Annotated in this window: 23 protein-coding genes; 12 read left to right on the forward strand and 11 right to left on the reverse strand. The window is 63.3% G+C overall.

The window, feature by feature from the left end; translation table 11 throughout:
- Nucleotides 1–58 precede the first annotated feature (58 nt).
- Entirely contained in the window at nt 59–2,182 is a 2,124-nt protein-coding gene (gene recQ, locus BM275_RS19195) for a DNA helicase RecQ (RefSeq protein ID WP_090523013.1), read from the forward strand.
- A 181-nt stretch (nt 2,183–2,363) separates the two neighbouring features.
- Nucleotides 2,364–2,795 (forward strand): MarR family transcriptional regulator, encoded by a 432-nt coding sequence (locus BM275_RS19200; protein WP_014820763.1) that lies wholly within the window; start codon nt 2,364–2,366, stop codon nt 2,793–2,795.
- 19 nt (nt 2,796–2,814) lie between these two features.
- Here BM275_RS19200 and BM275_RS19205 read toward each other — a convergent pair whose 3' ends face one another.
- Nucleotides 2,815–5,001: a patatin-like phospholipase family protein gene (locus tag BM275_RS19205; protein WP_090523016.1), complete on the reverse strand. Its 2,187-nt coding sequence runs from the start codon at nt 4,999–5,001 to the stop codon at nt 2,815–2,817.
- A 69-nt stretch (nt 5,002–5,070) separates the two neighbouring features.
- On the opposite strand from BM275_RS19205, the gene BM275_RS19210 reads away from it, so the two are divergent.
- The gene (locus tag BM275_RS19210; protein WP_003300657.1) at nt 5,071–5,352 is read left to right on the forward strand and encodes an Rdx family protein; all 282 of its coding nucleotides are present in this window, start codon (nt 5,071–5,073) and stop codon (nt 5,350–5,352) included.
- Nucleotides 5,353–5,355: 3 nt separating this feature from the next.
- Here BM275_RS19210 and BM275_RS19215 read toward each other — a convergent pair whose 3' ends face one another.
- The 4 genes from BM275_RS19215 to BM275_RS19230 all read right to left on the reverse strand — a co-directional run bounded on the left by BM275_RS19215 (nt 5,356) and on the right by BM275_RS19230 (nt 9,282).
- Nucleotides 5,356–6,234, reverse strand: a complete 879-nt coding sequence (locus BM275_RS19215) for a DMT family transporter (protein WP_023445121.1) — start codon at nt 6,232–6,234, stop codon at nt 5,356–5,358.
- A 127-nt stretch (nt 6,235–6,361) separates the two neighbouring features.
- Entirely contained in the window at nt 6,362–7,120 is a 759-nt protein-coding gene (locus BM275_RS19220; RefSeq protein WP_042926882.1) for an AraC family transcriptional regulator, read from the reverse strand.
- A gap of 198 nt (nt 7,121–7,318) precedes the next feature.
- Nucleotides 7,319–8,707, reverse strand: coding sequence for an adenylate/guanylate cyclase domain-containing protein (locus tag BM275_RS19225; protein WP_090523018.1), 1,389 nt, complete (start codon nt 8,705–8,707; stop codon nt 7,319–7,321).
- A 257-nt stretch (nt 8,708–8,964) separates the two neighbouring features.
- Nucleotides 8,965–9,282 (reverse strand): Mpo1-like protein, encoded by a 318-nt coding sequence (locus BM275_RS19230; protein WP_023445124.1) that lies wholly within the window; start codon nt 9,280–9,282, stop codon nt 8,965–8,967.
- 125 nt (nt 9,283–9,407) lie between these two features.
- On the opposite strand from BM275_RS19230, the gene BM275_RS19235 reads away from it, so the two are divergent.
- Together BM275_RS19235 and BM275_RS19240 are read left to right on the forward strand one after the other, a co-directional pair.
- Nucleotides 9,408–10,421 carry an AraC family transcriptional regulator gene (locus tag BM275_RS19235; RefSeq protein WP_090523019.1) on the forward strand — a complete coding sequence of 338 codons (1,014 nt, stop codon included), beginning with the start codon at nt 9,408–9,410 and terminating at the stop codon, nt 10,419–10,421.
- Nucleotides 10,422–10,500: 79 nt separating this feature from the next.
- On the forward strand, nt 10,501–11,433 hold the full coding sequence (locus BM275_RS19240) for a DUF808 domain-containing protein (protein ID WP_023445126.1): 933 nt from the start codon (nt 10,501–10,503) through the stop codon (nt 11,431–11,433).
- Nucleotide 11,434: 1 nt separating this feature from the next.
- Here the strand turns inward: BM275_RS19240 and BM275_RS19245 are convergent, their stop codons facing one another.
- A complete protein-coding gene (locus tag BM275_RS19245) occupies nt 11,435–12,886 on the reverse strand; it encodes a TrkH family potassium uptake protein (protein WP_023445127.1) in 1,452 nt (483 codons plus the stop codon).
- A 188-nt stretch (nt 12,887–13,074) separates the two neighbouring features.
- Here BM275_RS19245 and BM275_RS19250 point away from each other — a divergent pair, with 188 nt between their 5' ends.
- Both BM275_RS19250 and BM275_RS19255 read left to right on the forward strand, forming a co-directional pair.
- Nucleotides 13,075–13,446 (forward strand): YkgJ family cysteine cluster protein, encoded by a 372-nt coding sequence (locus tag BM275_RS19250; protein WP_003300645.1) that lies wholly within the window; start codon nt 13,075–13,077, stop codon nt 13,444–13,446.
- Between the two features lie 263 nt (nt 13,447–13,709).
- The gene (locus tag BM275_RS19255) at nt 13,710–14,273 is read left to right on the forward strand and encodes an NAD(P)H nitroreductase (protein WP_090523021.1); all 564 of its coding nucleotides are present in this window, start codon (nt 13,710–13,712) and stop codon (nt 14,271–14,273) included.
- On the opposite strand, the gene BM275_RS19260 is transcribed toward BM275_RS19255, so the two are convergent.
- The 5 genes from BM275_RS19260 to BM275_RS19280 form a co-directional block, all read right to left on the reverse strand.
- Nucleotides 14,267–15,625 (reverse strand): sensor histidine kinase, encoded by a 1,359-nt coding sequence (locus BM275_RS19260; RefSeq protein WP_090523023.1) that lies wholly within the window; start codon nt 15,623–15,625, stop codon nt 14,267–14,269. The two genes, BM275_RS19255 and BM275_RS19260, sit on opposite strands and share 7 nt — an antisense overlap.
- A gap of 90 nt (nt 15,626–15,715) precedes the next feature.
- Entirely contained in the window at nt 15,716–16,129 is a 414-nt protein-coding gene (locus BM275_RS19265; RefSeq protein WP_090523025.1) for a Spy/CpxP family protein refolding chaperone, read from the reverse strand.
- A 139-nt stretch (nt 16,130–16,268) separates the two neighbouring features.
- The gene (locus BM275_RS19270) at nt 16,269–16,946 is read right to left on the reverse strand and encodes a response regulator transcription factor (RefSeq protein ID WP_090523027.1); all 678 of its coding nucleotides are present in this window, start codon (nt 16,944–16,946) and stop codon (nt 16,269–16,271) included.
- A gap of 14 nt (nt 16,947–16,960) precedes the next feature.
- A complete protein-coding gene (locus tag BM275_RS19275; RefSeq protein ID WP_023445131.1) occupies nt 16,961–17,338 on the reverse strand; it encodes an SH3 domain-containing protein in 378 nt (125 codons plus the stop codon).
- A 66-nt stretch (nt 17,339–17,404) separates the two neighbouring features.
- On the reverse strand, nt 17,405–17,704 hold the full coding sequence (locus tag BM275_RS19280; RefSeq protein WP_090523029.1) for a YciI family protein: 300 nt from the start codon (nt 17,702–17,704) through the stop codon (nt 17,405–17,407).
- A gap of 417 nt (nt 17,705–18,121) precedes the next feature.
- Between BM275_RS19280 and BM275_RS19285 the strand changes: the two genes are divergently transcribed.
- From BM275_RS19285 to scpB, 5 genes are all read left to right on the forward strand, one after another.
- Nucleotides 18,122–18,988 (forward strand): PHP domain-containing protein, encoded by an 867-nt coding sequence (locus BM275_RS19285; protein ID WP_041014367.1) that lies wholly within the window; start codon nt 18,122–18,124, stop codon nt 18,986–18,988.
- A gap of 13 nt (nt 18,989–19,001) precedes the next feature.
- Complete coding sequence (locus tag BM275_RS19290; RefSeq protein WP_014820748.1) at nt 19,002–19,625, forward strand: L-threonylcarbamoyladenylate synthase; 624 nt, start codon at nt 19,002–19,004, stop codon at nt 19,623–19,625.
- 181 nt (nt 19,626–19,806) lie between these two features.
- Nucleotides 19,807–21,012, forward strand: a complete 1,206-nt coding sequence (locus tag BM275_RS19295; protein ID WP_023445133.1) for a tryptophan--tRNA ligase — start codon at nt 19,807–19,809, stop codon at nt 21,010–21,012.
- 34 nt (nt 21,013–21,046) lie between these two features.
- Nucleotides 21,047–21,868, forward strand: a complete 822-nt coding sequence (locus tag BM275_RS19300; protein WP_090523031.1) for a segregation and condensation protein A — start codon at nt 21,047–21,049, stop codon at nt 21,866–21,868.
- Nucleotides 21,869–21,887: 19 nt separating this feature from the next.
- Complete coding sequence (scpB, locus tag BM275_RS19305) at nt 21,888–22,658, forward strand: SMC-Scp complex subunit ScpB (RefSeq protein WP_090523033.1); 771 nt, start codon at nt 21,888–21,890, stop codon at nt 22,656–22,658.
- Nucleotides 22,659–22,673 lie beyond the last annotated feature (15 nt).

Consider the following 22,673-nt stretch of genomic DNA (forward strand, 5'->3'; position numbering starts at 1 on the left):
CGATCCTGAACTCGACGGTTCGCTCGCGTATACTGCGCGCCTTGTTTCGGAGACCGGCATGCTCGACCAGGCACAGCGCATCCTAAAAGACGTTTTCGGCTACGACGCGTTTCGTGGCAACCAGGGCGCGATCATCGAGCGTGTCGGCAGTGGCGGCGATGCGCTGGTACTGATGCCGACCGGCGGCGGCAAATCCCTGTGCTACCAGGTTCCGGCGCTCTTGCGCGAAGGACTGGCAGTGGTGGTGTCCCCGCTGATCGCGCTGATGGACGACCAGGTCGCGACACTCGAAGAGCTGGGTGTCTCGGCCGTTGCGCTCAACTCGACGCTGAGCGCCGATGAGCAGCGCGACATTGCCGAGCGCATTCGGCGCAACGAGATCAAGATGCTCTATCTCGCGCCTGAGCGCCTGGTTCAGCCACGTATGCTGGCGTTTCTGCAGCGGCTCGAGATTGCGGTGTTTGCCATCGACGAAGCCCATTGCGTGTCCCAGTGGGGGCATGATTTCCGTCCCGAGTACATGCAGCTGGGCCAGTTGGCCGAGCTGTTTCCCGGTGTGCCACGTATCGCGCTGACCGCTACGGCGGACAAGCGGACGCGGGAAGAAATCGTTCAGCGTCTGCATCTGGAAAACGCCGAACGGTTTCTCTCCAGTTTCGACCGACCGAACATCTTCTATCGCATCGTGCCCAAGGAGCAGCCGCGCAAGCAGCTGCTGGGTTTTCTCGCCGAACGCCGCGGCGATGCCGGCATCGTCTATTGCATGTCGCGCAAGAAAGTCGATGACCTGGCCGCGTTCCTCAGCGAGCAGGGCTTTCCGGCGTTGCCTTACCACGCGGGCCTGCCCAACGAGCTGCGCGCCTATCACCAGAAGCGCTTCCTCAACGAGGAAGGCTTGATCATGGTCGCAACCATCGCTTTCGGCATGGGGATCGACAAGCCCAACGTGCGCTTCGTCGCCCACCTCGATCTGCCCAAGTCGCTGGAAGCGTACTATCAGGAAACCGGACGGGCAGGGCGCGACGGGTTGCCTGCCGATGCCTGGATGGCCTATGGCCTGCAGGATGTGATCTTCCTCAAACAGATGCTCAACAACTCCGAGGGTGATGAGCGGCACAAGCGGGTCGAGCAGCACAAGCTCGATGCCATGCTGGCGCTTTGCGAGGAAACCCGCTGCCGGCGCCAGGCGCTGCTCGCGTATTTCGATGAGGAGCTGCCCAACCCCTGTGGTCATTGCGACAACTGCGTCGATGGCGTGCAGACCTGGAATGCCACCGAGCCCGCTCGGCAGGCGCTATCGGCGATCTACCGCAGCGGCCAGCGTTACGGTGTCGGCCATCTGGTGGACATCCTCCTCGGACGGGACAACGACAAGGTCCGTGGTCTGGGCCATCAGCATTTGTCGGTGTTCGGTATGGGCAAGGCGCTGGCCGAGGCCGAATGGCGTTCGCTGTTCCGCCAGTTGGTGGCGCGCGGCCTGGCAGACGTCGACCTCGAGGGTTTCGGCGGGTTGCGTCTGAGCGACAGCTGTCGGCCATTGCTGCGTGGAGAGGTTAGCCTGGAACTTCGCCGCGATCTGACCAGCAAGGCGCCGAAGCCGGCAGCCAGTGCCGCCAGCCAGTTGGTGCGCAGCGAGGAGCGGGAAACCTGGGAAGCGCTGCGCACCTTGCGCCGCAAGCTGGCCGAAGAACACGGTGTGCCGCCGTATGTGATCTTCCCGGATGCCACGTTGCTGGAAATGCTGCGCAGCCAGCCGGCCTCGCTGTCGGACATGGCCACCATCAGTGGTGTCGGCGCGCGCAAGCTGGAGCGCTACGGCCAGGCCTTCCTGGAGGTCCTGCAAGGCAGCGTCGAAGTGGCGAAGTCACCTGCCGATCTGCGACACGAGTTGATCACACTGGCGCGCGCCGGCATGACGCCTGCGCAGATCGCGCGTCAGCTCGACTGCAGTGAGAAGAATGTTTACGCAATGCTCGCCGAGGCCATCGGTCTGCAACAGTTGAGCCTGGAACAGGCGCTGGACCTGCCCGAGGACCTGCTTGGGGAAATCCAGGAGGCCTTTCTCGACGGCGAGGGCGAGCTGCCGCCGGTAAGCGCCGTGGCCGAGCAGTTCGCCGGACGAGTACCCGAACAGGTGCTTTATTGCGTGCGTGCCGCGCTGCAGGTCGAGTTCGAATTGTAACCGGGTGCATCCTGTGGCTCGGCTTGAAGCGGCTGCGCCGGCGGGCGCCTGCCGGGCTATAACTTCCACCGTGCCATCATTACGACTTCTGTCGCTCGATCAGGGTTCGAAGGTCGTCTTGCCTGCTTTCCAGAGCTGTGGTTAGCTCACTAATAATTAGTTTTTGCAGGAATGGCCGTACATGTACGCCGAGCAACATCGCTTTGCCATGCAATTGGCGCAACTTTCTCGTGGCTGGCGCGCTGAACTGGATCGACGCCTGGCTGATCTCGGACTCTCGCAGGCGCGCTGGCTGGTGCTGTTGCACCTAGCCCGTTTCGATCACGAACCCACCCAGCGCGAGCTGGCCCAAAGCGTTGCCGTTGAAGGGCCGACGCTGGCCCGCTTGCTCGATAGTCTCGAAGCGCAGGGGCTGGTGCATCGCAAGGCGTCTGCAGAGGATCGCCGGGCCAAACGTATTTCCCTGGGTGCGCCGGCACGGCCGCTGATCGAGAAGATCGAGGCGATTTCCACACAGGTGCGTCAGGAAGCCTTTGCCGGGATCGACGAGGAAGATCTGCGCAAGTGCCAGCAGGTGCATGCACGGATCCTGGCCAATCTCGACCGGCGCTGATCCAGGCCGGGCACGCCGGCTAGAAGCTGCGCCCCAGATTCATGTACAGCGCTTGTTCCTCCTCGTCATTGAAGCCGTAGCCGAAGTTCAGTGGCCCCAGTGGCGTGTCGTAGCCGAGAAAGATGCTCGCGGCGTTGATATAGCCGCTGTCGAAGGCGTTGTCGGCATTCCAGGCGCGACCGCGCTCCAGTGATCCACCGAGATAGAGCGGGAAGTCCAGCGGCTGAAACGCTCGCGGCGTCACGCGACGGTAGTACACCATGCGCGCCAGGCTGACGTTCTGGCCGGCCAGGGCATCCTGACGGAAGCCCGACAGCTGACGCGCGCCGCCAAGCAGAAAGCTCGACGTCACCACTTCCGCGTCGTCCAGCGTGCGACCGTAGCGCCCACCAAGCACCCAGGTGTTGGCACCGTGACTGAGTGCCTTGTCCAGCTTGAGGTGCCACTGTCGGTAACGCTGGTCCGAACTCAGGCTGGGGTCGTACTGACGCATGGTCAGGCGGATATCCTCGCCTTCGCGGGGAAAGTCGATGTTGTCGAGAGTGTCGAACGAGTACTGCAGCTCGTAGTAGCCCTCGGTAAAGCTGAAGTCGGGTAGATCCTGTTCGCCGATTCGCACATCGGCCTCACCCCAGGCCTGGCCGATTCCAAAGCGGATCTCGCCATTGTTGGCGATCTGCCTGCCGAGATTGAAACCGTAGCCGTAGCGTTGCAGGCGGTACTCGGCAATCGGATCGTTGTCGAGAATGGACTCGACGTTCTGCGCTTCGACGAACAGATTCGGCGCGACGAACCAGCGCGAGCCGGCATCCAGTGGCTGGTAGAACTCGCTGTAGAGTTCCTGCCGATCACCCAGCTGCAGGCGGGTAAGCCACTCGGCACCCAGTTCGTTGATGCCGTTCTTCCGATAACTCGCACCGAGGTTGAATACGCTGTCGCCGCGGAAGTCGTCGGACAGGCTCAGGCCCAGTCGCAGGTAATCGGTGCCGGTGCGCTTCTCGCGGGCGTTGATGACCAACGTATTGCCGAGCTTGCCGCGTTGAACGCGATATTCCACGCGCTCGAAATAGTCCAGGCCATAGAGGGTGCCCATGTCCTTCTGCAGGTCCTCCAGATCCAGCGGTTCACCGAGTGGCTGGCGGACATGCCGGCGGATCACCGCATCGCTGACCTTCGAGTCGTTCTCCACCCTAATAGCGGTGATGACTGGTGTTCGCGGGTCGCTGGAGCGCGCAAGGCTCAGTGCCGGATTGCCACCGGTGGTGATGCGCATTTCGGCAAGACGTCCCTCCAGAGCCAACGTGGCACGGTAGCCGGCATCGACCAGCTGTTCGGCGCGGGCGAAGTCGGTGGAGCCGTAAGCGGCCAACGGCGGCTGGATCAGAAGGTCCTGCGACTGCAGGGTGGCCAGCTGCGCTTCGGAGTTGCGGCGGGTCATCATGGTGGTGGTCTGGTTGAGCACGTCGACTACTGTCAGCAATTCCTTGCGCGGCTTGAGCGGCGTGCCGATGTCCACCACGATCAGGCGGTCGACGCCCATGTCGCGTGCCACGTCCATCGGGATGTTGTCGACCATGCCGCCATCCACCAGCAGGCGGCCGTCCAGCTCCACCGGTGCGAACACGGCCGGAATCGACATGCTGGCGCGAATCACCTGGGGCAGGTGGCCGCTGCGAAAGACCACCTTTTCATCGTTGGCAATATCCGTGGCCACCGCACGGAAGGGGATCGGCAGCTGGTCGAAGTCGCGGGTGTCGCTGGCGTGCACCAGCAGGCGCTCGAGCAGCAGCGCGAGGTTCTGCCCTTGAATCACGCCCAGCGGCAGGCCGAGGCTGCCGTCGTCGCGGAAGCTGAGCTTCTGCTTGATGAGGAAATCACGGTCGTCCTGCTTGCGGCGGTAGGGGATGTCCTGGCGCGGCGGATCGTCGGACAGCACTTGCTGCCAGTCGAGGGTCAATGCCAGGCGCTCGAGTTCGGCAACGCTGTAGCCTGCTGCGTATAACCCGCCGACGACCGCGCCCATGCTGGTGCCGGCGATGGCGTCGATGCGTACGCCTTGCTCTTCCAGCGCCTTGAGCACGCCGACATGAGCCAGCCCGCGCGCCGCACCGCCAGACAGGACGAGCCCGGTCTTCGGCTGAGCCGGCTCGGCGAACAGCGGCGGCAGGGTTAACAGCATCAGCAGGGAAACGAACAGGCGGAGCATGGCTGAACCGGGGAAGGGTGGAGAGGCGGCTATTATAGGCTGCCGTATCTCCCTTCGGAGCTGTCCTGAATGACCGCAAGCAAACCGGAAATCGTCATTACGTATTGCACCCAGTGTCAGTGGCTGCTGCGTGCTGCCTGGCTCGCACAGGAGCTGCTGTCGACCTTTGCCGATGACCTGGGCCGCGTGTGTCTGGTGCCCGCCACAGGCGGAACCTTCCATATCAGCTGCGATGGCGTGCAGATCTGGGAGCGCAAGCTCGACGGCGGTTTTCCCGAGGCGAAGGAGCTCAAGCAGCGCGTGCGTGATCGCATCGACCCGCAGCGCTCGTTGGGGCATAACGACCGCTGAGCGTCAGCTGGCCAGTTTCGGAACGACACTCGGCGGGCTTTTCAAGCGGCTGGTAACCACGCTGGCGATGATGATCAAGGCGCCGCCGAGCAGCATGCGTAGCGTCGGCTGCTCGCCGAACAGCCACCAGGCGAAGGCGATGCCGTAGACCGGTTCGAGAGCGAAGATCACCGACGTCGTGCGCGCCTTCAGGACCCGCAGGCTAGCGACGAACAGGCTGTGTGCGAGTCCGGTGCAGAGCACGCCGAGCAGAGCAAGCCAGAGCCAGTCCTGCGCGGGTATCGCAGGTATCGCCGACCAGCAGAATGGCAGCAGGGCTGCGAGGATCGCCAGGTTCTGCCAGAGCGCCGAGCGAACCGGATCGAGGCCGCGGGTGACGGCACGGTTGAGCAGCGACAGGAGCGCGAACAGCAGGCCGGAAAGCACACCGTAGAGCAATCCGGCAGTCGGTCCGCTGCTCAGATCGAACGCCGGCGCGACAAGCAGCAGGCCGGCACAGACCAGCCCGACCATGGCGAACTCGATGGCGCGGGTGCGTTCGCGGAACAACAGGCCTTCGAGCAGCACGGTGAAGGCGGGGAAGCTGGCAAAGCCTAGGGTTGCAATGCCGACGCCAGCGATCTTCACTGCGATGAAGAACGTCAACCAGTGCGCACCCAGCAACAGCCCGCCCAAGGCCAGACCGCCACGCTGCCGCCAGTTTGGCGTCGCCCCGCTGGGCCGCAGCAACTGCGCCACCAGCAGCAGGGCCAACACGGCGAACAGTGCACGACCAAAGGTGATGATCAGCGCCGAGCTTTCGGCCAGTTTTCCGAGCACGCCGGACAGGCCGAACATCAGCGCGCCGAGATGGATGGCCAACAGCGCGTTGCGCGGCGTCATGGAACGATCCACCCGAGCGAGTGGTGTGTGCGTGAAGTGGCGGGGAAAAAAAAGAGTGGGGTCATGGCTACCTGAACCTTGCGAATCAGGACCATGCTAGGCCGTGGCTTGGAGTGTGTCTGTCGCGTCAGTCACCGGTTTTGTCGCGCAGCTCGCGTCGCAGTGCGCGCGGTGTGCAGCCTCGTGCGCGAACCAGTGCGGCGGTGAAGGCGCTCTGCGAGGCATAGCCCACCTGCGCGGCGATCTCGCCAATCGGCAGGCGGGTGTCGTGCAACAGCGCCTCTGCATGCTGCAAGCGGCGCTGGCGTACGTGTTCCATCGGCGTTCGGCCCGTCTCGCGAAGAAAGCGCGCGTGCAGACCGGCCACCGACAACCCGGCGATACGGGCCAGGTCGGCAACCTGAAGCGGGTGGGATAGATGCTGATCGATGAAGGCGTCGATAGCGGCGACCGGCAGTGCGTGCTGGTCATGGTGGATATGTTGCCCACTGGCCAGACTGGCGAGCAGTAGTACGGCGCCCTGTTCGGCAATCAATGGATCGTTGATCGGGCTGTGCGCCAGCCAGGCGACCAAGCGCTGCTGGCTGGCGTTCAGGCGCACGGTATCCGGCCGATCGATCAGACGCAGGCTGGGTTCGGTGTGGTGGCCCAAGCGCTGACGAACCCAGCTCTCCGACGGGAGATCGAGCACCAGGCAATGACTGCCGGTGACACTGGCACAGGCATGGTGAGTGGCGGACGGAATTACCGCGAGACTCTGCTCGCCGACGCGGCTGCCGCGCCCGGCAATCTCGAATTCCAGCAGTCCTTTCAGGCCGAACACCAGTTGCGGATGTTCGTGGCTATGGGCGATGAGGTGGTGATGGTAGTTGCGCAGCGATAGCATCTGGCGGCTGTCCCGAAGCAGGCCCGCTGACCAGTGGTCTGTGCGGTGAGTTGGTTGAGGCAAGTTCGGGTGAACATGGCTCCGAGACAATGCGCTGCGACGAGTCATAGCGGGCTATGGCGAGGAGCTGCAACACCGTATCGGGGCCTTGGGTGCCGAAATTGGTTAGTCAACGACTGGCCGCCAGCGGTCAGAGAATCAGAGGATGACCTTGTCGCGAAGTTTCTCGGCCGCTTGCTGCAGTGCCTGAATCACGCGCTCCTTGTCGAAGTTCTGCACGCCGTTGGTATCCAGGTACATGGAGAAGCCGGGGAGTTCGTGCTCGACGAAACTGCAGGTGGCGCCAAGGTCGCGGCGGAAGTCCACCACTTGGTAGATCTGCACCGGGCGGGAGAAACCCTTGACCGCGATCTGGCCCTTGTCGCGGCACATGATGACATCCTTGATCAGCGAATAGGTTTCGTGGGAGATCAGGATCTCGCTGGCCTCGGCGGCGCTTTCAAGACGGCTGGCCAGGTTCACTTCGCGCCCAATGATGGTGTAGTCCATGCGCGTATCGGCGCCGAAGTTGCCCACCGTGCAATAACCGGTGTTGATGCCCATGCGGATTTCCATGGGTTTGGTAATGCCCTGTGCGCGCCATTGCTGGCGCAGCACCTTCATGTGTTTGCGCATGGCGATGGCCATGGAAACCGCTGCCACTGCGTCTTTCTTGGCACCCTGGCTGGAAGGGTCGCCGAAGAACACCATCACGCAGTCGCCGACGAACTTGTCGATGGTGCCACCGTACTTCAGGGCAATCTTCGACATCTCGTTTAGGTAGTTGTTGAGCAGGTCGGTAAGGGCCTCGGCCTCCAGTTCCTCGGCCAGCTCGGTGAATCCCTTGATGTCGGAGAAGAACACGGTGAGCCGCTTGCGCTGGGTTTCCAGGCGAACGCTGCGTTTGCCGGTGAAGATCGACTCCCATACCTGGGGCGAGAGGTATTTGGCGAGGTTGCAGGCCAGGCGCGCGGCCTTGGCCTGCTCCGTTTCGATCTCCTTGCGCGCCTGGGCGAGGCGCTGGCCCTGCTGGTGCACGAAGTAGGCGGTGGCGCATATGTAAAACGTCGTGAACAGGATGCTCACCAGAGAAACCAGTGGCGGTGTGGTACCGCGGTAGCTCAGGGGCACCACGAGAGATGCCAGGCCAACCCCGACACCCACGCAGATCAGCGAGATGGCGAGGTTGCGCAGGCTGCCGCTCACCAGCGCGCTGAAGCTGAGTGTCAGCAGAAACATCAGGCTGGGCACGATCGAAAAACCGAGCAGCAATATGCCGGCACCGGCGTTCAAGGCATCCAGGCAGAGCAGAACCTGCGCCGTACGCTCGGGGTTATCGCGCTTGAAGCGATAGCTCAGGTGATAGGCCAGGTGCGGATAGAGCAGTGTATACGGCACCATCCACAGCAGGTCCATCGAGAAATACTGGGTGTAGGTACCGGCTGCCAGCGTTGCGGCGCAGATCAGGTAGGCGAGCACGCGGGAGTAGTACTCGCGCAACGGGCGAGTGGCGAGGCCATTGCGGCGCTCAACCGTAGTGGAAGTCATGTGTGCGTACGATCCCTGGTAGTTTTTTCGACGCCGTTCTCTCGCGCCTTGCAGACTGACGCCAGGCTCGATCGTCGGGTCACCCTGCGAAGGCGACAGCTTTCGAGCTCATCAGCGACAGTCTCGCGATCACGGGGCCAGCTCGGCGATGGCCGGCCCGCGCGAAAGCCGTCAGATCATAACCAAGCAACGCCGCATCGCCAAACCAGAGGATGAAAACAATGATGGCACCGGTCGGATAGCCGCGGTCATCAGGCTCAGAAGCGAATCCGGCCCGTCAGCATGTCCTTGAACATCACCCAATCGCCGAGAAAGCTGTAGAGCGGATACTGGAATGTCGCCGGCCGGTTCTTCTCGAAGATGAAGTGGCCGACCCAGGCGAAGCCATAACCGGCCACCGGCATCGCCAGCAACCAGAGCCACTGCTGAGTAAAGAGTGCGTAGCCAAGTATGCCCAACACCAGCAGGCTACCGACGAAGTGCAGGCGACGGCAGGTGGGGTTGCTGTGCTCGGCGAGATAGAACGGATAGAAATCGGCAAAGCGGCTGAAGCGTTCGGCGGTTTGCGTACTCATGGCGTACCTCCTGTTATTGTCGCGCACAGACTAGTCATCGCTAACCTTGCGTGTCAGTGACAATCAGGGCCAGTTTAGTAGCCTTGGGCGCAGCTGCCCCACCTATCGAAGAACAAGAAAACCCCATGACCGAACGCACCACTTCCTCGAGCTGGGCGCTGAGTATCGTCCAGGCCCTGGAATCCGCCGGGATCGATTGCCGCCAGTTGTTCATTGAGCTGCATCTGGACTATGCCGCCTTGAACGACCCCGACGCGCGCTTTGCCCAGGATGACATGACGCGCCTTTGGCAACGCGCGGTGGCGGTTTCCGGTGACCCCGCCATTGGCCTGAACATGGCGCGCCAGGCGCGGCCGGCTGCACTGAATGTTGTCGGTTATGCACTGATGTCCAGCCGCAATCTCAAGGAAGGCTTCGCCAGATTGGTGCGCTACCAGCGGATCATCGCCGAGGGTGCCGATCTGGATTTCCAGCCCTGCGCACAGGGCTATCGGTTGAGTCTGACGATAATCGGCGACCGCTTGCCGCCAGCTAGGCAAAGTGCCGAAGGCTCCCTGGCAGGTTGCCTGACATTCTGCCGCTGGCTCACCGGAACGCCGTTGCTGCCGCTGGAAGTCAGCTTTCAGGGCCAACCGCCGGATGATCTTGTGCCCTATCGGCAGCTGTTCCAGGCGCCTTTGCGCTTCGACGCGCCTCGCTACGCGTTGCTGTTTCGCGAAGAGGATGTGGAAATGCCTTTGCCGACGGCCAACGAAGCGCTGGCGCAATTGCATGATCGTTTCGCCGGTGAGTACCTCTCGCGCTTCTCCGACAGCAAAGTTATGCATCGCGCGCGGCAGATACTCTGTCGATTGCTGCCGCAGGGCGAGCCCAGGCGCGAAGTCGTGGCGCAGGCGCTTTGCCTGTCGGAGCGCACCCTGCAGCGGCGTCTGCAGGAGGAGGGCAGCAGCTTCCAGCAATTGCTCGACGATACGCGTCGCGATCTGGCGGTGCAGCACCTCGCCCAGCCGGACCTGGCGCCGCTGGAAATCGCCTATCTGCTTGGCTTTGCCGATCCGAGCAATTTTTACCGGGCGTTCAAGCGCTGGTTCGGCGTCACGCCCGGCGAATACCGTCTGGCCGCGCGCTCACGCCAGTAGGAACCTGTGAAAGCCCACATAGCCTTAGCTAGAGAAGATCGGTTACTTATATGCGCCTTTCCATGATGGAGTGACCCAATTGGCCACCAGCCTGCTCGCGTTAATAGACGATATTGCGACCGTACTCGACGACGTCTCGCTCATGACCAAGGTGGCGGCCAAGAAGACCGCTGGCGTACTGGGCGACGATCTGGCACTCAATGCGCAGCAGGTGACCGGGGTGAATGCCGACCGGGAACTGCCTGTGGTGTGGGCAGTGGCCAAGGGCTCGTTTCGCAACAAGGCGATCCTGGTCCCCGCTGCGCTGCTGATCAGTGCCTTTCTGCCCTGGGCAATCACACCGCTGTTGATGCTCGGCGGCGCCTTTCTCTGTTACGAGGGGTTCGAGAAGCTGGCGCACCGCTTTCTTCATAGCGATGACAGCGATCACGCGGAGACAGTGAAGGCGCTCGCCGACCCGAGCGTGGACATGGTGGCGTTCGAGAAGAAAAAGATCAGCGGCGCGGTGCGTACCGACTTCATCCTCTCCGCCGAAATCATCGCCATCACCCTCGGCACGGTCGCGGCCGCGTCGTTCAGTCAGCAGGTCATGGTCCTGGTGGGCATCGCCATCCTGATGACGATAGGCGTCTACGGGCTGGTGGCCGCCATCGTCAAGCTCGACGATCTTGGCCTGGCCCTGAGCAAGCGGGCCAGCGGTGTGGCCAGCGCCATCGGACGCGGCATTCTGAGCGTCGCGCCGTGGCTGATGAAGTCGCTGTCGGTCATTGGCACCGCGGCGATGTTCATGGTGGGTGGCGGCATCCTCACCCACGGTATTCGCGCCGTGCATCATTTCATCGAGAACAGCGCCCACGAAGCGCTCGGGCTGCCCTATATCGGGGCGGTACTCGGCGGCTTGTTGCCGACGCTGCTCGATGCCGCATTCGGCATCGTCGCCGGCGGCGTGGTATTGGCGCTGGTTACGCTTGGCGGCCGGCTGTTCAAACGCGGCTCCGGCGCCGCGGCCTGAGTCAGTGGCGCCAGAAGGCCGGGGTCAGCAGCACCAGCACCGTGATGATCTCCAGGCGTCCCAGTAGCATGCCGATCGACAGCAGCCATTTTGCCGTGTCGGGCAGTGTGGAAAAGTTGCCGGCTGGCCCGATGATCTCGCCTAGCCCCGGGCCGACGTTGCAGACCGCGGTCGCCGCGCCCGTGAGCGCGGTGATCGGGTCAAGGCCCAGCAGCGCCAGGCACAGCGCCAGCACGCCGATGGTCATGGTGATGAAGAAGGAAAAGGTCAGGATCGAGCGAACGATTTCTTCGTCCAGATTGTGCCCGTTGTACTGCTGGCGGATTACCGCACGGGGGTGAATCAGCTGCTTGAAGTTGGCGCGTAGCAGCGAGTAGGCCACCTGGAATCGGAACATCTTCAACCCGCCTGACGTCGAGCCCGAGCAGCCGCCGACGAAGGTCAGGTAGAAGAATGCCATGACGGCGAAACCGCCCCACTGGGTGTAGTCATCCACCGCGAAACCGGTCGTAGTAACCACGGAAACCACGCTGAAGGTCACGATGCGCAGTGCATCCAGCGCCGGAATGTCATTGTTCAGCCAATACCAGCCGCTGAACAGCACGCTGGTGATGGTGAGCATCAGGACGAAGCCTCGCACCTGCTGATCCCTGAGCAGCGCCGTGCGGTGGCCTCGCAAGGTCATCACGTAGAGGGTGAACGGCAGGCTGCCGACGATCATGAAAAAGACCGCTACCCAGTGCGCGGACGGTCCGAACTTGCCCATCGATGCATCGGAGGTGGAAAAGCCGCCAGTGGCGACGGTCGACATCGCATGGTTGATGGCGTCGAACATGCTCATGCCGGTCAACAGGAAGGCCAGAAACGCGGCGACGGTAAACGTCACGTAGATGACCAGCAGGTACTGCCCGGCCACGTGCGAGCGCGGCATCACTTTCTCCGACCAGTCCGAGGACTCGGTCTGGAACAGCCGCATGCCACCGACTCGCAGCAGGGGCAGAATCGCGATCGCCATGCCGATGAAGCCGATGCCACCCAGCCAGTGCAGCAGCGAGCGCCACATCAGCAGCCCGGGCGATGCGCTATCCAGTCCCGAGAGCACGGTGGCGCCAGTGGTGGTGATACCGGACATGGTTTCGAAGAAGGCGTCCGAATAGCTGATGTGCTGGATCAGCATCAGCGGCAAGGCGGCGAAACAGCAGACCACCACCCAGCTGATTGTGGTCAGGAAGTACATGTCTCGCGGCCGCAGGTTGGTGTTGGCCGGTCTACCCGGTGCGACAAGGGCGAAGCCGCAGGAAAAGGTGATCAGGCTGCCCCAGATGAATGCCTGCAGGTCATCGGTGCGTTCGAATGCCAGTAGGGTCAGCATCGGAATGATCATGCTGACGGCCAGGGTGATCAGGAAAATGCCGAGAATGAAACCGATGATGCGTAAGGTCGGCAGGGCCATGTAGAGGGTGCTCGGCACGGTGAAAGAGGGCGGACATTCTACTCGCGTCGCTCCGCCAGTAAACCGCCCGACGGCTGGTAGAAAAATGTTTTCTCGGCAGCCGTGGAGCCTCTTCCCAAGCGCAGCGCCATGAATAGAATACCCGCCCGGGCGCCGGCCCATTTCCGGTCTCTGGGTGTTCACCTTCCATGTCAATCGACAATCCCTGCCTCACGTGCGGCGCCTGCTGCGCGTACTTTCGTGTGTCCTTCTATTTTGGTGAATGCGTTTCTGCCGGCGGTGCGGTGCCGGACCAGCTGACGGTTCAGGTTTCGCCGTTTCATGTGGCCATGCTCGGGACCGAGAGCAAGCCTGCGCGCTGCGTCGGACTGCTGGGCGATGTCGGTTGCGGCGTGCGCTGCAGCATGTACGAGCAGCGTTCGAGCACCTGCCGCGAATTCGAGGCGTCCTGGGAGAACGGCGAGCACAATGCGCATTGCGACGCGGCGCGGGCGGCACACGGCCTGCCACCGCTGGTGCCGCCGCTGCAGCCGCAGCTCTCGCCGGATCGGGTGGCTTGACCTGATGGGCTGTTTGGTAAGTTCGGTTGGTCAATTTCGGCGACCATGGCCCCGATACTGTGTTGCTGCTCCTTGCCATAAGCCCCGCCATGACTCGTCGCAGCGCCTTGTCTCGGAGCGATGTTCATCCGAATTTGCCTCAACAAACTCACTGCACAGGCCACCAGCGCCGGCCGGCGCGTTGTTTGCGCTGTCGGCCGGCCATCACTCGCGGTACATCGCCAACACCCTCTAGAATGTCCGACCCTTTCAGGAGGTAATGGATGGACGCTCTGGACCTGTTGCTCAACCGCGTATCTGTCACTCGCCTATGCGAGCCGGCACCCGATGCCGATCAACTCGATCTGCTTTTTCGTGCAGCCTTGCGTGCGCCGGATCACGGCCAGTTGCACCCCTGGCGCTTCCTGACCGTCGAGGGCGATGCGCGCGGCAAGCTCGGTGAGCTGTTTGCCGCCGCTCTGCAGGCTCGGCAGACCGATGCCTCGGACGAAGCGCTGCAGAAGGCGCGCAACATGCCGCTGCGTGCGCCGATGTTGATCGTGGTGATCGCCAGTCCGAAGGCGCACCCGAAAGTCCCGGAAGGCGAACAGTTGCTGGCTGCCGGCTGCGCGGCGCATGGTCTGCTGTTGGCCGCCCATGCTCAGGGGATCGGCGCGGTGTGGCGCACCGGTGAGTTCGCCTATGACCTGCACGTGATGAAGGGGCTGGGCCTGGCCGAGCAGGAACGTCTGCTGGGCTTCCTGTACCTGGGCACGCCGGAGGGCCGCATCCGTAGCGCCCCGGTGCTCGAGCCCGAGGCTTTCGTCAATGGCTGGAACGGTCAGTGATGGCTCTGAATCTCTGACACCGTGGGTGCAGCGTTTGCCAACGGCAGACGCAGGCTCGCGATGAAGCCGCCATCGGGGTGGTTGACCAGCTGCAGCTGGCCACCGTGGCGCTCGGCCGCACGGCGTGCGATGGCCAATCCGAGGCCATGTCCTGCCGCCGTTTGTCCTGGCGCTCGGAAGAAGGGTTGGCTCAGTTGCGGCAGGTGTTCGTCGGCGACTCCTGGCCCGTGGTCGCGCACACTCAGTACCAGCTCGTCACCGTCGCGCTGCGCGCGCAGCTCTACAGGCACGCCCTCGGGGTTGAAGCGCAGGGCGTTGCGCAACAGATTGTCCAGCGCACGTTCGAGCATTTCCGTCCAGCCAGTGAATGCCAGGCCTGGCTCGACCCGGCTGTCGATACGCTGAGCGGGCGCGACGATCCGGGCGTTGTCCTCCAGTTGTTCGAACATCGCTGGCAGGTCGACGGCCGTTGTCGTGCCGGGTTCCGCATCCAGGCGCGAGAGTTCGAGAATCTCGCTGATCAACGCTTCCAGCCGATCGCATTCCTTTGCCAGTCGCGGCCAGATCACTTCGCGTTCGCTCGGGCTGGCGCGCTCGGCCAGTGCCTGGGCAATGCGCAGGCGCGCCAGCGGTGAGCGCAGTTCATGGGATACGTCGCGCAATAACTGGCGCTGACTGCCGATCAGCGCCTGCAGCCGTGCGCCCATGCGGTTGAAGTCGCTCGCCAGCACGCCGAGCTCGTCGCGCCGTGTTGCCAGGCGGGCAAGGGACTGCTGCTGATAGCTGGTCTGTCCCAGATCGTGCACGGCACGGCGCAGGCGATCCAATGGGCGGGTGATGGACAGCGTCAGTAGCAGGCTGAAGCCGGTGAGCACCACCAGCGCGATGCCCAGCGCGCTGAGCGGCCAGGCCAGGCTGCCGCGATGCCAGGCCTGCAGTTCGGGATAGGGAATGCGGTAGATGAACAGATAGGTTTCACCGCTGGTCGGGCTGGTGTAATCGGCGGTGAGGCGTCGCCAGGGCAGTGGGCGCTCGCGATCCTGATGGCGCGCCTCGAAGGCGGCGGCGCGGGCGGGGAAGGTGCCGCGGATGATCGGTTGGCCGTTTTCCGCCAGCACCTGTACATCGACCCGTGCACGATGGCGGTGCTGTTCCAGCAGGCGCTGTGCAGCCAGCGGGCCCTGGCGCTCGTAGACCTCCGTCCAGGTTTCGGCGAGACCTTGCAGCGCCGGGTGGCGGCCGAGAATCCAGGCGTCCTGGTTCAACGCATGGCCGAGCAGCATGGCCAGACCGGCAACCAGTGCAATGGCCAGCCAGAAGGTTGCGAGTATGCGCCAGAACAGTGATCGCACTGGGTCTCTCCACGGCAAAGCCCGGCAGCTCCCACCGGCGTTCTGAACGCTTGGCGGAGCCTGCAGGGCAGGTTTCAGGAAGGGCGCAGATCAGTTCTTCTGATCGCGGTCCGCTTTCCATTTGAGGAACTCGGCACGTTCGGCGCGCTTTTCTTCCATCTTCTTCATGCCTTCGTCGAAGGCCTTGTGCTGCTCGGGCTTGAGCAGCGCGCGCATGCTCTGGTGGGTCTTCTCGCGGCTGGCGTCGAGATCGTTCTGCATGGCCTTGCGCTCGGCTTCGGGCAGCTTGTCGAGGTAGCGCTGGGTGATCTGCTGGCGCTGCCGCATCTGCTCGCCCATCAGCTTGCGCATTTCGCGTTGCTGTTCCTTTGTCAGGTCCAGGTCCTGAAACATGTGCGGGGCGTTCTTGCCGCCGTGATGACCGTCGTGCATGCCGCCAGGCATGGCGAAGGCGAGGGTCGGAACGGCAGCGGAGAACAGCAGGGCTACGAGTGATTTGCGCATGGTGAAAACTCTCCTGTGTAGGGAAACCGGCCATACCGACGCATCGCTCATTGGCGGCAGGTCTGTGACCGGATGAGTTCAGTCTACGCAGGGCAAGGTCAAGGGCGGTCAGCTCAGGGTAAAGCCTCGGTAAAGACGATCAGACCGCGTACAGATAGCCGCGGCTGCGCAGGGCGACGATCCGTGGGCTGCCGTCGGCGTGCGGACCAAGCTTGCGCCGCAGGTTGCTGACGTGCATGTCGAGGCTGCGGTCGTAGAGGGTGAGCTTGCGTCCCAGGGCGTGCTGGGCAAGGGTCTGCTTGTCGATCGGCTCGCCCGGTTGCGCGAGCAGCGTTTCGAGGAGGCGGCCTTCGGAGAGCGTCAGGCTGACGTCATGACCGCCGACGCTGGCCACGCCGCGTGCCGGGCTGTAGCAGAGATCGCCGAACTCGACCTGGCTGGGCGTCGCGGTTGGCTGGCTGCGGCGCAACACGGCACGCAGGCGTGCGGTGAGCTCGCGCGGGTCGCAGGGCTTGGCCAGGTAATCGTCTGCGCCAAGTTCGAGGCCGAGAATCCGATCCAGCGGCTCGCCGCGACCCGACAGCATCAGCACCGGCAGATCGGGATGTTCACTGCGCAGTTGCTTGAGCAGCTCCAGGCCACTGCCGTCGGGCAGCATCACGTCCAGGACCACCGCGGCTGGCTGGTGCTGCGCCAGCGCCTGGCGTGCACTGTTGCCATCGTGGCAGGCATGGGCGACGAAACCTTCCTGAGCGAGCCAGCTGATCAGCAGCTCGCAGAGTTCTTCGTCATCGTCGATAAGCAGCAATTCACTCATGTCGGCTCAGGTACTCAGTTGAGCCACTGGCGTCGACGGCGACCGCGCGTGACCAGCAGGCCCAGGGTGAAACTGACGACCCCGACAGCACCACCGACGGCGAACCACTGTTGCTGTTCGTTCAACATCGCGGGCAGCACTTTTGCCTGCTCGGTCTGCAACTGCAGGCGCAAGCGGCGATTTTCCTCGCGCAGACGCAGCAGCAAGGCCTCCGTGGTGTCGGTGCTCGGGCCGGCAGGCTCTGGCTCGGCTACGGCGTCAAGCTCGTCGTATTCGGCGGGGTCGCCGGGCTCGGTCACCGGAACAGCAGGTTCCGTTATTGCTTCCTCGGCATACAGCGCCGGGGTGAGCAGGGTCAGGGCAAACAGCAGGGCAAGCGATCGTTGACGCATCGGAACTCCTATTTCCTTACGAGGCCGTGGGCTGCCAGCGGCCGGGCTATTCCCTGCTGTGTCGGCTCAGGGCAGTACTTTCTTGAAGGGCTTGACCACCACGTTCACGTATACGCCGGCGGACTTGTACGGATCGGCGTCGGCCCACTGCTGCGCGGCTTCCAGCGAATCGAACTCGGCGACTACCAGACTGCCGCTGAAGCCGGCTTCGCCCGGGTCGTTGCTGTCGATGGCTGGGTGCGGGCCGGCGAGAACCAGACGGCCTTCGTTCTTCAGCTGCTCCAGGCGTGCCAGGTGGGCCGGGCGAGTGGCGAGGCGGTCCTGCAGGGAATTCGGTGCGTCGGTGGCGATAACGGCGTAGAGCATGGTCGATCCTCGTTCGCGTAGGGGCGTATATAAAAAAGTACAGAAAGCCCGGCATGGTGACAGTGCCGGCGCCGCTTCTTTGTCGCGCGGGTCCAGGCGCTACACACAACGGACCGCGCCGTGCAGCGCGGCATCATAGCAAACGGCGCTTGCGACGGAAGCGCTGCGCTTTCCCCCGCTGCAGCGGTTGATGGCACGCAGGATCGTATCGGCGGTCGAAGCAAGAGCGGTTTGCGGCGCCTGCAGCGCTGGCTGGCCGTAATGACGGTGACGACACGAGCCAAAGCGCCGGTGCGGCGTTAGACTAGTCGGCCGTTTGCGCCGGAGCACCCCGTCTTTCGGGCCGGTGAAGCCTTATCGCTGCAGGCTTACGGATTCTTATCGAGGTGTCTGCATCTCACTGGAGCGCGTTACCAGATGATTGTCGATCTGCATTGCCACAGCACCGCCTCGGACGGCGCGCTGGCGCCTGCCAAACTGGTGGAGCGAGCCCATGCGCGTGGTATCGAGATGCTGGCGCTCACCGACCACGACACGGTCGACGGCCTTGCCGAGGCGCGGGCAACTGCGCAGGCGCTCGGTATGCAGCTGGTCAATGGCATCGAGCTTTCTTGCCTGTGGAACGGGGCTACCATTCATGTATTGGGCTACGCCTTCGACGCTGATGCGCCTGCGCTGCAGCAGGCGATCGCACAACTGCACGAAGGACGTTGGCGCCGCGCCGAACTGATCGGCCAGCGCCTCGAAGCGAAGGGGATGCCGGGTGCGCTGGAAGGCGCGCGGGCGCTTCAGCAGGAGCTCGGCGACAGTGGCAACGCACCGGCGCGGCCGCATTTCGCCGATTTTCTCGTGCGTGCCGGTCATGTCCGCGACCGTGCCGAAGCGTTTCGCAAATGGCTGGGTTCGGGCAAGCTCGGCGACGTCAAACAGCATTGGCCGAGCCTGGAGCAGACGGTCCAGACCTTGCGTGATGCTGGTGCGTGGATCAGCCTGGCGCACCCGTGGCAGTACGATTTCACCCGCAGCAAGCGGCGCCGGCTGGTGATCGATTTCGCCCAGGCCGGCGGTCACGCGCTGGAGGTGGTCAACGGCATGCAGCCGCTGGAACAGGTCGGCGGTCTGTCGATCCTGGTACGTGAGTTGGGCCTGATGGCCACAGTGGGCAGTGATTTCCATGCGCCCGGCGACTGGTCGGAACTGGGGCTGTACCGCAGCCTGCCGGAGGACCTGTCGCCGCTTTGGAGACATTTCGATCATGAGCGCCGCATACCTGCTGCCAGCTGAACAGGGAGTTTCCATGAGCCAGTTCTTTCAGATCCATCCGGACAACCCGCAACCGCGCCTGATCAAACAGGCCGTGGAAATCATCCGCAAGGGCGGGGTAGTGGTCTATCCGACCGACTCCAGTTATGCCGTCGGCTGCTCGATGGGTAACAAGGCCGGCATCGAACGCATTCGCCGGCTGCGCCAGCTCGATGACAAGCACAACTTTACGCTGGCCTGTCGCGATCTGTCGCAGCTTGGCCTTTTCGCCAAGGTCGATACCGCGGCCTTTCGCCTGCTCAAGGCTCATCTGCCCGGTCCCTACACGATCATCCTGTCCGCTACCCGCGAGGTGCCGCGCATGTTGCTGCACCCCAAGCGCCGCACCATCGGCCTGCGTGTGCCGGCACAGCCGATCGCCCAAGCGCTGCTGGAAGAACTCGGTGAGCCGCTGATGAGCGTCAGCCTGATCCTTCCCGGTGAAGACCTGCCGATGAGCGACCCCTACGAGATGCGTGACGCGCTGGAGCATCAGGTAGACCTGATCATCGATGGCGGTTACGGTGGCCTCGAAGCATCGACGGTGGTCAGCCTGGTCGACGATCGGCCTGAAGTGATACGGGTCGGCTGCGGCGATCCCGAACCCTTCATGGCTTGAGCCTGGTTGGTGGCCGTGCCTGTACAACATCTGGCCTGTCGGTGAGAGGGTTGAGGCAAGTTCGGATGAACATGACTCCGAGACAAGGCGCAGCAACGCGGTATCTGGGCCATGGGCGCCGAAATTGACCAACTGAACTTACCAAACAGGCCAATTAATCAAGGACACCCTTTTGAGCTCCATGGATTCACAGCGGCGCGTGGTTTCCGGCATGCGTCCCAGCGGCCGGCTTCATCTCGGTCACTACAACGGCGTATTGAAGAACTGGGTCAGGCTGCAGCACGAGTACGAGTGTTTCTTCTGCATCGTCGACTGGCACGCGCTGACCACCGACTACGAAAGCTCCGGCGAAATCTCGCAGAACATCATGGATATGGCGGTGGACTGGCTGGCTGCCGGCGTCAGTCCCAGTTCAGCGACGCTGTTCATCCAGTCACAGGTGCCGGAGCACGCCGAGCTGCACCTGCTGCTGTCGATGATCTGCCCACTGGGCTGGCTGGAGCGGGTGCCATCCTACAAGGAGCTGCAGCAGAATCTGCAGCACAAGGACCTGGATACCTATGGCTTCCTCGGATATCCCCTGCTACAGGCGGCGGACATCCTGATCTATCGCGCCGGGCTGGTGCCGGTCGGCGCCGACCAGCTGCCGCATATCGAATTCGCCCGCGACGTGGCGCGACGTTTCAACCATCTCTATGGCCGCGAAGCGGATTTCGAGGACAAGGCCGAAGCGGCGATCCGCAAGCTCGGCAAGAAGACCTCCAAGCTGTACGTCAGCCTGCGCAAGAGCTATCAGGAGCAGGGTGACGTCGAAGCGTTGAACACCGCCCGTGCGGTTATCAAGGAACAGCAGACCATCACCATCGGCGATCAGGAGCGGCTTTACGGCTACCTGGAAGGCTGCGGCAAGCTGCTGCTGCCGGAACCGCAGGCGCTGCTCGGCGAGCAACCGAAGATTTCCGGGCTCGATGGCGGCAAGATGGCCAAGTCCAACAGCAATGCGATCTACCTGCGCGATACGTCGAACGAGATCGAGGAGAAGATTCGCCGTATGCCCACCGACCCGGCCCGTGTGCATCGCAGCGACCCTGGTGAACCGACGCGCTGTCCGGTGTGGCAGATGCATCTGGTGCACTCCGAAGAGGCCGTCTGCCAGTGGGCAGAGCAGGGTTGCCGCAGCGCCGGCATCGGCTGCCTGGAGTGCAAGGGGCCGCTGATCGACTCGATCAAGGCTGATCTGACACCCCTGCAGGAACGCGCGCTGGACTACGAGCAGAATCCCGATCTGGTCCGCAGCATCCTCGCAGAAGGTGCGGAGCACGCCCGTGACGAGGCCCGTGAGACGCTGATCGAAGTTCGCCAGGCGATGGGCCTGAATTACCGCTGAGCGGCGCATAAGCGGCCGGCTCCGAAGGATTTTCATGCAGCACACCGAGTCCCCCAGTCCCGAAGCGATCCAGCCCGGCGAGCAGCTACGCCTGGCGCTGGTCTATGGCGAGGCGGTGACCGAGCTGCCGCTGGACCTCTACATTCCGCCGGATGCGCTGGAAGTCTTTCTCGAAGCCTTCGAAGGCCCGCTGGATCTTCTGCTCTACCTGATCCGCAAGCAGAACATCGACATCCTCGATATTCCGGTGGCCGAGATCACCCGGCAGTACATGGGTTACGTCGAGCTGATGAAATCGGTGCGCCTGGAGCTGGCCGCCGAGTATCTGGTGATGGCGGCGATGCTCGCCGAGATCAAGTCACGCATGCTGCTGCCGCGCTCGACCGAGGTCGCCGAAGAAGAGGATGATCCGCGCGCCGAGCTGATCCGCCGGCTGCAGGAGTACGAACGTTTCAAGGCCGCCGCCGAAGACATCGACGAGCTGCCACGGGTCGGCCGCGACCTGCAGGTGCCGCGTCTCGAGGCACCCGAGGCGCGGGCGCGCAAGCTGCTGCCGGACGTGAGCCTGGAAGAGCTGCTGGTGTCGATGGCCGAGGTGCTGCGCCGCGCCGACATGTTCGAGAGCCATCAGGTCACCCGCGAAGCGCTGTCGACCCGCGAGCGCATGAGCGAAGTGCTCGAACGACTGAAGGGCGGTGGTTTCGTCCCCTTCGTGACGCTGTTCCGCATCGAGGAAGGGCGACTCGGCGTGGTGGTGACCTTCATGGCTGTGCTCGAGCTGATCAAGGAGTCGCTGGTCGAGCTGGTGCAGAACGAACCCTTTGCGCCGATTCATGTGCGCAGCCGTACCGAATAGGCATTTGCAGGAGTCAATCGTGGACCTGTCCGATCCCAAGGATCTCGCTTCGCTGCTCGAAGCCTTTCTGCTCGCATCCGGCAGACCGCTCTCCCTGGAGCGCCTCGGCGAACTCTTCGAGGAAGCCGAGCGGCCGTCTTCGGCACAGCTGAAGAAGGCCCTCGAAGTGCTGGAAAAGTCCTGCAAGGGCCGCGCCTTCGAACTCAAGGAAGTCGCCAGCGGTTACCGCCTGCAGGTGCGTCAGCGCTTTTCGCCGTGGGTCGGCCGGCTCTGGGAAGAGCGCCCCCAGCGTTACTCCCGCGCGCTGCTGGAAACCCTGGCGCTGATTGCCTACCGCCAGCCGATCACCCGTGGCGAGATCGAGGATATCCGCGGCGTCGCGGTGAACAGCCAGATCGTCAAGACGCTGCAGGAGCGCGAGTGGATTCGTGTGGTTGGCCATCGTGACGTACCAGGACGCCCGGCGATGTTCGCCACCACCCGGCAGTTCCTCGACCATTTCAACCTGAAGAACCTCGATGAGCTGCCGCCGCTCGCCGTGCTGCGCGAAATGGAGCCAGAGTTGCGGCCGATACTCGACGATGAGGACGCTCCGGTGCCCGTCGCCTTGCAGGCGCGGGCCGATGAAGCTGCAGATGAGCCGCAGGCCCCGCTGCGTGAACAGACCAGCTTCCGCAGCCTGCTGGTCGAACTCGACGGCATGGAGCAGGGCCTGAAGACCGACTTCGACGATCTGTTGGAAGCGCAAGCCGCGGACATCGACCCCGACGAGGAACAGTCGAGCCCCTGAGTGCGGCTATCGCGG

Source organism: Stutzerimonas kunmingensis, assembly GCF_900114065.1.
In the GTDB taxonomy this organism is placed as follows: Bacteria; Pseudomonadota; Gammaproteobacteria; order Pseudomonadales; family Pseudomonadaceae; genus Stutzerimonas; species Stutzerimonas kunmingensis.

Coding starts and splice junctions, on each gene's coding strand:
- recQ (WP_090523013.1), top strand. CDS start 59: ATGCTCGACCAGGCACAGCGCATCCTAAAAGACGTTTTCGGCTACGAC.
- BM275_RS19200 (WP_014820763.1), top strand. CDS start 2,364: ATGTACGCCGAGCAACATCGCTTTGCCATGCAATTGGCGCAACTTTCT.
- BM275_RS19205 (WP_090523016.1), bottom strand. CDS start 5,001: ATGCTCCGCCTGTTCGTTTCCCTGCTGATGCTGTTAACCCTGCCGCCG.
- BM275_RS19210 (WP_003300657.1), top strand. CDS start 5,071: ATGACCGCAAGCAAACCGGAAATCGTCATTACGTATTGCACCCAGTGT.
- BM275_RS19215 (WP_023445121.1), bottom strand. CDS start 6,234: ATGACGCCGCGCAACGCGCTGTTGGCCATCCATCTCGGCGCGCTGATG.
- BM275_RS19220 (WP_042926882.1), bottom strand. CDS start 7,120: ATGCTATCGCTGCGCAACTACCATCACCACCTCATCGCCCATAGCCAC.
- BM275_RS19225 (WP_090523018.1), bottom strand. CDS start 8,707: ATGACTTCCACTACGGTTGAGCGCCGCAATGGCCTCGCCACTCGCCCG.
- BM275_RS19230 (WP_023445124.1), bottom strand. CDS start 9,282: ATGAGTACGCAAACCGCCGAACGCTTCAGCCGCTTTGCCGATTTCTAT.
- BM275_RS19235 (WP_090523019.1), top strand. CDS start 9,408: ATGACCGAACGCACCACTTCCTCGAGCTGGGCGCTGAGTATCGTCCAG.
- BM275_RS19245 (WP_023445127.1), bottom strand. CDS start 12,886: ATGGCCCTGCCGACCTTACGCATCATCGGTTTCATTCTCGGCATTTTC.
- BM275_RS19250 (WP_003300645.1), top strand. CDS start 13,075: ATGTCAATCGACAATCCCTGCCTCACGTGCGGCGCCTGCTGCGCGTAC.
- BM275_RS19255 (WP_090523021.1), top strand. CDS start 13,710: ATGGACGCTCTGGACCTGTTGCTCAACCGCGTATCTGTCACTCGCCTA.
- BM275_RS19265 (WP_090523025.1), bottom strand. CDS start 16,129: ATGCGCAAATCACTCGTAGCCCTGCTGTTCTCCGCTGCCGTTCCGACC.
- BM275_RS19270 (WP_090523027.1), bottom strand. CDS start 16,946: ATGAGTGAATTGCTGCTTATCGACGATGACGAAGAACTCTGCGAGCTG.
- BM275_RS19275 (WP_023445131.1), bottom strand. CDS start 17,338: ATGCGTCAACGATCGCTTGCCCTGCTGTTTGCCCTGACCCTGCTCACC.
- BM275_RS19280 (WP_090523029.1), bottom strand. CDS start 17,704: ATGCTCTACGCCGTTATCGCCACCGACGCACCGAATTCCCTGCAGGAC.
- BM275_RS19285 (WP_041014367.1), top strand. CDS start 18,122: ATGATTGTCGATCTGCATTGCCACAGCACCGCCTCGGACGGCGCGCTG.
- BM275_RS19290 (WP_014820748.1), top strand. CDS start 19,002: ATGAGCCAGTTCTTTCAGATCCATCCGGACAACCCGCAACCGCGCCTG.
- BM275_RS19295 (WP_023445133.1), top strand. CDS start 19,807: ATGGATTCACAGCGGCGCGTGGTTTCCGGCATGCGTCCCAGCGGCCGG.
- BM275_RS19300 (WP_090523031.1), top strand. CDS start 21,047: ATGCAGCACACCGAGTCCCCCAGTCCCGAAGCGATCCAGCCCGGCGAG.